The following is a 7,170-nucleotide window of genomic DNA, read 5'->3' as shown; positions in this document are numbered from 1 at the left end:
GGCACTGGGGGTTGCGGCGGTCGAGGTTGTCGCCGGCGCCTCCTGCCGGGGGATGAATCCCCCGGCTACCGTATCTGCTCTCGCTCTCAAGGAAACATCCGCCTTCTGGCGGGCTGCCGGCGGTCAAGGCCGCCTCGGCCAAGAAGGTCGCTTTCACCCATCGTGGCCCGCACCGCGCATGGCAACTCTCGCAGCGCGAGGCTCCGGAAGAAGCCTTCCTTGCAGAGCCACGGAGTGGCGTACCAAGAGGTAGGCCGGCCTTTCAAGGCCGGCCGGGCAGCACCGCCGCGCCCCCGGGCATCCGCCGCGGCTTCGGCCTGCGCGGCGCATGCCCGCCCCGTGTGTCCGGCCCCAAGGGGTTGGGACCGGCACTGGGGGTTGCGGCGGTTGAGGTTGTCGCCGGCGCCTCCTGCCGGGGGATGAATCCCCCGGCTACCGTATCTGCTCTCGCTGCGCGAGGCCCTCAAGAAACACGAGATGCGCGTCCACAGCGGCCCGGGCTACCGGGTCTATCTGGCCCGACAGGGCAAGGTCGTGCATCTGCTCCTCATGGGTGGGGACAAATCCACCCAGAAGCGGGACATCCGGCGCGCCAAGGCACTCTCTCTTCTCCTTGCCATATTGCAGGAACAGCCCTGGCCTGGCCATGGCGGCTATCATCATGCCAACCCTTTGCACAGGGCGAAGCCGGCTGCCGCCCCCCTCCTGACACGGTGCCAGGGGCTGCGGGGCATTTGGGGCCGGCAGGAGGGAGACCATGGCCGAGACCGCAACCCTCGTCACCACCCCGCCGGCCCCGGCGGCCGAGCCCCGTCCCGCCGCCGTTGCCCCGCCGCTGCCCGCCCCTGACGACACCTTTCTCCTGGACGACACCCTCGCCCCCTGGCAGATCCAGCAGGCGAGCGCCGGCCAGCAGGCGGCCCTGGCCGAGGCCGAGGAACTGGTGCGCGGCTGCCGCTGGCCGGACCTCCTCGCCCTCTTCCATCCGGTGGAGGAAAAGGTGCCGGAGCTGGTGGCCGCCGGCCTCGATGCCGAGCTTCGGCTCAAGGTCGCCTTTGCTTTGGGCCAGAGCGGCCGCTTTCCGGAGGCCCTCGCCACCCTGCGCCTCGCGGTGGCGAGGCTCCCGGACAGCTTTCTCGGCCACAGCAGCCTGGCCTTCACCGCCTGCCAGTACATCCGCTCCTGCCGCACCGGCAAGGTGGCCCTGGCGCCCGCCACCCGCCAAGAGCTCGTGGCCGAGGCCCACCGCCATTTCGGCCGCTGCCAGGCCCTGCGGCCGGAGACCGTCACCGGCTTTTACCGCCAGGGCATCCTTTTTCAGGAGATCGAGCGGAAATCCCGGCTGGCCATCCCGCTTTTCGAGCGGGCCCGGGCCAACTGGCTGGCCCTCTCCGAGAAGGCCCGGCAGGAGCGGCACCAGGAACGGCCAAAGTTCCGCAAGAGCCTCTACCACCTGGCGGTCTGCCTGGCCGAGGACCACCGGCTGCCCCGGGCCCAGGCCCTGCTGGAAGAGCTCCTGGCCGAGGACCCGGCCGGCGAGACGGTGGGCCTTCTCTTCACCCACTTCGGCCTGGCCAAGATCCATCTGGCCGCCGGCCGGCCCGCCAAGGCCCGGGAGCACTGCCAGGTGGCGGTAGCGGCGGCCGCTCCCGACCAGGCCATTGATTTCGTCTGGGAGCTGTGCGCCCGGGCCTGCCTGGCCCTGGGCGAGGCGGATGCCGGGCTGGTCGCCATCGGCCGGGTGCCGGAGCGGGCCCGCCGGCCGTATGTGCGCTGGACCGAAGGGGACTGCCTGGCCGCCCTGGGCCGCCCGGAGGAGGCGGAGCGGCTCTGGCGCCAGGCGGCGGAGCGGGACCGCCGCAGCCGCCACCGGCCGCTCCTGCGCCTGGCCCGTCTCCATCTCGGCCGCGGCCGCCTCACCGAGGCCCTGGCCGAGGCCGAGGCGGCGGAGCGCTTCTGCCAGGAGACCTACGGCAACCCGTCCCTGGAGGCGATGTTCTGGCGGGCTGCCTGCCTCTTCCGCCTGGGTCGCCTCGCCGAGGCAGCTGCCATCGTCGCCGAGCTGGAGCGCCGGCATCTCCACTACCCCCATCTCGGCCGCCTGGCCGAGCGGATCCGCCAGGGACTGGAGTCAGGAGGTGACGGCCATGGCCCTCGCCCGCCCGGATGAGCACCCTGATTTCGGCCTCCTGCTCCGGCGTCTCGAGGAGGCGGTCCTGGGCAGCGACGGCCGGGCGGCCCTGGAGCGGGCCCTGGCCGGTGGTCCCTTCTGGCAGAACCTCACCCCGCCGGAGCTGGTCCGCTTTGCCGGGATCGGCCAGGCCGCCGGCCGGCCGGAGCTGGCCCTGGCGGCCCTGGAGCGGGCCAATGAACGGCAGCCCGACCTGGCGGCCGCCTGGCGGCAGCGGCTGGAGATCCTCGCCCTCCTGGACCGGGGTGTCGAGGCCCTGGCGGTGAAGGCCCGGGCAGCGGCCATCCTCGGCGACGAGCCGGTGGCTGCCTGGCTGGCTGATCTCTTGCCGGCCGCCGGTGCACTGCCACCGCCGCCGGCTCCGGGCCTGGCGGAAGACCCGGCCGCCGGCGACGAGGCCGCCTGCCGGCCTTTCGGGGGGCTGCGGCGCCCCGAGGCCCGGCTCGCCCAGTACCTGGAGCTGTTTCAGGGCCGGGAGGATGCCTTCGCCCGCCAGTGGGCGGACCGGCAGCGGGGCGAGCAGGGCTATGCCCCGGTCAGGCGGCCCCTGACCCTGACCGATCTGGAGGACCATCTCGCCGGTCGCCGCACCAGTGGCATCTATCTCCTGCGTGCCGATGCCACGGTACGCTCGCCGGTGGTGGATATCGACCTGGCCCCTGCCTGCCGCCGGCCGGACCTGGACCGGGCGGCCCGGGAGCAGGTGCGGCGGGAGGGCTCCTATCTCCTCACCCGGCTCGCCGAGCTGGCCCGGGAGGCGGGGCTTTTCCCCATCGTCGAGCTTTCCGGCGGCAAGGGCTTCCACCTCTGGCTGCCGGTGGCCGAGCCGGTGCCAGCCGGCCAGGCGCGGGCAGCTCTTCTGGCCCTGGTGGCCAGGGTGCAGGGCGATGTCCGCTGTTTCCAGTTGGAGGTCTTCCCCAAGCAGGACCGCCACACCGGCAAGGGCCTGGGGAATCTCGTCAAGCTGCCCCTGGGCATCCACCGGGCGACCGGCCGGCCCTCGTCATTCCTGAAGGCCGCGGCCGCTGGCATCGAGGCGCAGCTGGCCTTCCTGGCCTTCTGCCGGCCGGCGCCGGCAGCGGCCCTGACGGCCCTGGCCACTGCCGCCGGCCAGGCCACGGTGCTGGTCCACCCCCGCCTCGCCGACTGGGCCCGGCAGTTCCCGGCCCTGGCCATGCTGGAGGAGCGCTGCGCTCTGCTGGCCCAGATCTTCGCCAGCAGCCGCAGCGGCCGGGCGCTGAGCCTGCGGGAAGAGAAGGTGCTCCTGGGCACCGTCGGCCATCTGCCGGACGGCCGCGGCTCCTTGCACCATCTCCTGGCCGCGCTGCCAGAGTACAACCGGCCCTTGCTGGATTTCAAGATCAGCCGCCTGCGGGGCACCCCTTTGGGCTGCCGTCGCCTCCACTCCCTGCTGGATGCCGGCTCCGATCTGCCCTGCCGCTTCCCCGGCCGGCCGGACGGCTATCTGCACCCCCTCCTCCATCTGCCGGACTGGCAGCAGGCCGCGGCCAGCCCCAAAGCGGAGCGGGTGGAGAACCTGGCCGACGCCGTGGAGCAGCTGCGCTCGGCCCTGGCCTGTCTGGAGCGGTTTCTGCCACCGCGGTGACGCGCCATGGAACGGATCTATGTCATCGAGCCGGGAAGCGGTTTGCGCAAGGACGGGGATGCCCTGCGGGTGGTGCGGCCGGGCGGCGAGGATCTGCTGATCCCGGCCGAAGGACTCGAGCGGCTCACCCTCATGGGCCGGGCCTCGCTGTCCGGCGCGGTCCTGGATTTTCTCATCCAAAAGAGGGTGGAGACGGTGTTCCTGACCGGCACCGGCCGGTTCCGGGCCCGGCTGCTCCTGGACGAGGCCGGCCATGTGGCTCGGCGCCAGGCCCAGTACCAGAGGCTCTCCCAGCCGGATTTCCAGGTCAAGGCCGCCCAGGTGCTGGTGGCCGGCAAGCTGGAGAACCAGGTCCGCTTCCTCCTGGGCCGCGCCCGCCGGGGGGCGGCCGCCGAGGTCCGCCCTCTCGCCCTGCAGATCCGCGCTCTGGCCCTGCGGGTCGCCGGGGAGCGGCAGCTCGATGCCCTGCGCGGCCTGGAGGGCGCCGCCGCCCGTCTGTACTACCAGGCCTTCGCCCTGCTCCTGACCCACCCGGAGCTGCGCTTCGCCGGCCGCAACCGCCGGCCGCCCCGGGATCCGGTGAACGCCATGCTCTCCTTCGCCTACACCCTGTTCACCAACGAGGTGCTGTCGGCGGTCCGCACCGCCGGCCTTGACCCCTATCTGGGCGCCTTGCACGAGGTGGCCCCCGGCCGCCCCTCCCTGGCCTGCGACCTCGTGGAGGAGTGGCGGGTCTTCGCCGACCGCCTGGTGCTCACCCTGTGCAATCGCCGCATGGTGGGGCCGGAGGACTTCGTCTGCCGGCCACCGGAGGCCGCCGGCGAGGGAGACGAGGAGGACCAGGGGACGGCTCGACCGGTGTCCATGAAGCCGGCGGTCTGCCGGGCCCTCATCCATGCCTACGAGGGCTTCATGCAGTCGGCCCTGCCCGGGCCCCAGGGCGATACCGTTGTCCGCTGGCTCGTCCACGGTCAGGTTCAGGCCTTCGGCCGCTGGCTCACAGACGACAGCCAGCCCTATCCCCCCTACCGCATCGGCTGGTGACGCCGTGTTCTATCTCATCTCCTTCGACGTCAGCGACGACCGAGTCCGCTACCGGGTGGTCAAGGCCCTCAAGGGCTGCGGGGTGCGGGTCCAGAAGTCGGTGTTCGAATGCCCGGACCTCACGGAAAAGCGGCTGGCCAAGCTCCAGACCCGCCTGGCCGGCCTCATCGATCACCTCACCGACTCGGTGCGCTACTACCGCCTGTGCGGCAACTGTCTCCAGGAGGTGGAATGGACCGGCACCGGCGAGGCGCCGGAAACCCGGGTGCATCTGGTGGCGTGAAGGCCAGGGGGAAGAACGGCGGGGACCGGCGCCAGCGTGGTGACCCTGGGCCGATGGAACCGCGGTGGGCTATATGGTATGGTGCCGCCAGGCGGCCTGGCCCCTGGCGAAAGGCGTGGACTGTCGGACCTGGCGATGGCGGGGCCGTTGCCAGGGACAAAAGGGCTAACAGGTTGGGACAACATGAAAAATCGGAAACAGCGCCCTGGAGACATCGGACACGCCCGCGGCCGGCCGGGAACCGGCCACCATGGCCAAACCGTGTCCCAGGTAGTCCGGGGAGGAGACGGTATACACGCCTCCGGCAGCGCCATCGGACAAATCCGGCTTGCAACTGCGCCCCGTTTCGTGTTGATTCTGGATAGGGGGGCCGGCCCCCCTTGCCCCGTTCAGGGGTTTGCGACGCAGGTGCGGGCTGTGCGGCTCCCCATATCCACTTGGGGGCCGGCCCCCCTTGCCCCGTTCAGGGGTTTGCGACTCATGGTGTGCTCCTCCTGGGGCTAGAGCAGGTCGGGGCCGGCCCCCCTTGCCCCGTTCAGGGGTTTGCGACGGGGTCAGGATTAGTATGCCCGTCAGGACAGTTATGAGGGCCGGCCCCCCTTGCCCCGTTCAGGGGTTTGCGACGTGGATAGGTAGCAGCCCAAGAAGAACAGGGCCGCCCCGGGCCGGCCCCCCTTGCCCCGTTCAGGGGTTTGCGACGGGGCGCGCCACGAGGGGTCATATTCCTCCGGGGAGGTTTGGGCCGGCCCCCCTTGCCCCGTTCAGGGGTTTGCGACGACTCCCCGCCATAATATCATTGATCTTCATGGCTGGGCCGGCCCCCCTTGCCCCGTTCAGGGGTTTGCGACGTGGTCGACAGGTCCGGCCGGCCCGATTCGCCATGCGGGCCGGCCCCCCTTGCCCCGTTCAGGGGTTTGCGACATGGCGCTGGCACGCTGAGCAGGAGGACGGGGATGGGGGCCGGCCCCCCTTGCCCCGTTCAGGGGTTTGCGACGACTCGCCGTACCGAAGATAGTAAACCCGGGAATACGGGCCGGCCCCCCTTGCCCCGTTCAGGGGTTTGCGACTTATATTCCTCTCCGATTCTCTCCTGGGCGGCCGGGGCCGGCCCCCCTTGCCCCGTTCAGGGGTTTGCGACCCAATGCGCCTCTCGGCCGGTGGTGAGCCGGCGTTCTGGGCCGGCCCCCCTTGCCCCGTTCAGGGGTTTGCGACGTCGGAGTCGAAATACAGCCGCAGGGCTTCGGCTTCGGGCCGGCCCCCCTTGCCCCGTTCAGGGGTTTGCGACTGACCCGGTATAGGACTTGGTTGGCGCGATTGCGCAGGGCCGGCCCCCCTTGCCCCGTTCAGGGGTTTGCGACCTCACCCCTCCATCCGGGGCATGTCCGGTCCAGCTCTGGGCCGGCCCCCCTTGCCCCGTTCAGGGGTTTGCGACGTGGCCTCCGTGCGGAGGCATCCGTTGATATCCATGGGGGCCGGCCCCCCTTGCCCCGTTCAGGGGTTTGCGACTCGAGACAGCACCCGAGGAAAAACAGGGCCAATCCTGCGGGCCGGCCCCCCTTGCCCCGTTCAGGGGTTTGCGACCAAAACCTAGGGCTTCTGCGATAGCCCAGTCCTTCGGGGCCGGCCCCCCTTGCCCCGTTCAGGGGTTTGCGACCAGGTAATAGATCCGGCCATACTCCTCGTCGATTCTGGGCCGGCCCCCCTTGCCCCGTTCAGGGGTTTGCGACCAGGTAATAGATCCGGCCATACTCCTCGTCGATTCTGGGCCGGCCCCCCTTGCCCCGTTCAGGGGTTTGCGACTTCGCATTTCGGGATATACATGGCTCCTCCTCCTTGGGGCCGGCCCCCCTTGCCCCGTTCAGGGGTTTGCGACGGGCAGAACCTAAATGGATGGCCATGCTTTGCACACTGGGCCGGCCCCCCTTGCCCCGTTCAGGGTTTTGCGACTTGCCGGCGGGGCCGGCGGGTTGAATCAGTAGCCGGGGCCGGCCCCCCTTGCCCCGTTCAGGGGTTTGCGACAGGATCTCGCCGTTCTCGCGAGACCGG

The 7,170-nt window shown here is 71.0% G+C and carries 4 protein-coding genes, 1 pseudogene and 1 CRISPR repeat array; all 5 genes and pseudogenes read left to right on the top strand.

From position 1 onward, the window contains the following. Positions 1 to 471: 471 nt before the first annotated feature. The 5 genes and pseudogenes from AB1634_17405 to cas2 all read left to right on the top strand — a co-directional run bounded on the left by AB1634_17405 (position 472) and on the right by cas2 (position 5,124). Positions 472 to 606: pseudogene (locus AB1634_17405) on the top strand (type II toxin-antitoxin system RelE/ParE family toxin). Between the two features lie 151 nt (positions 607 to 757). Next, positions 758 to 2,170, top strand: coding sequence for a tetratricopeptide repeat protein (locus AB1634_17400; protein ID MEW6221292.1), 1,413 nt, complete (start codon positions 758 to 760; stop codon positions 2,168 to 2,170). Further along, positions 2,148 to 3,797 (top strand): CRISPR-associated primase-polymerase type A1, encoded by a 1,650-nt coding sequence (locus AB1634_17395; GenBank protein ID MEW6221291.1) that lies wholly within the window; start codon positions 2,148 to 2,150, stop codon positions 3,795 to 3,797. The genes AB1634_17400 and AB1634_17395 overlap by 23 nt, the downstream gene beginning before the upstream one ends. A gap of 6 nt (positions 3,798 to 3,803) precedes the next feature. Then, positions 3,804 to 4,841: a CRISPR-associated endonuclease Cas1 gene (gene cas1 / locus AB1634_17390; GenBank protein MEW6221290.1), complete on the top strand. Its 1,038-nt coding sequence runs from the start codon at positions 3,804 to 3,806 to the stop codon at positions 4,839 to 4,841. A 4-nt stretch (positions 4,842 to 4,845) separates the two neighbouring features. After that, a complete protein-coding gene (cas2, locus tag AB1634_17385; protein MEW6221289.1) occupies positions 4,846 to 5,124 on the top strand; it encodes a CRISPR-associated endonuclease Cas2 in 279 nt (92 codons plus the stop codon). A gap of 367 nt (positions 5,125 to 5,491) precedes the next feature. Continuing rightward, positions 5,492 to 7,143: direct repeats of the CRISPR family, unit length 37 nt; unit sequence GGGCCGGCCCCCCTTGCCCCGTTCAGGGGTTTGCGAC. Positions 7,144 to 7,170 lie beyond the last annotated feature (27 nt).

The sequence above is a fragment of the Thermodesulfobacteriota bacterium genome (genome assembly GCA_040755095.1).
Lineage (GTDB): Bacteria > Desulfobacterota > Desulfobulbia > Desulfobulbales > JBFMBH01 > JBFMBH01.
This window is presented reverse-complemented; position numbering and strand designations above follow the sequence as displayed.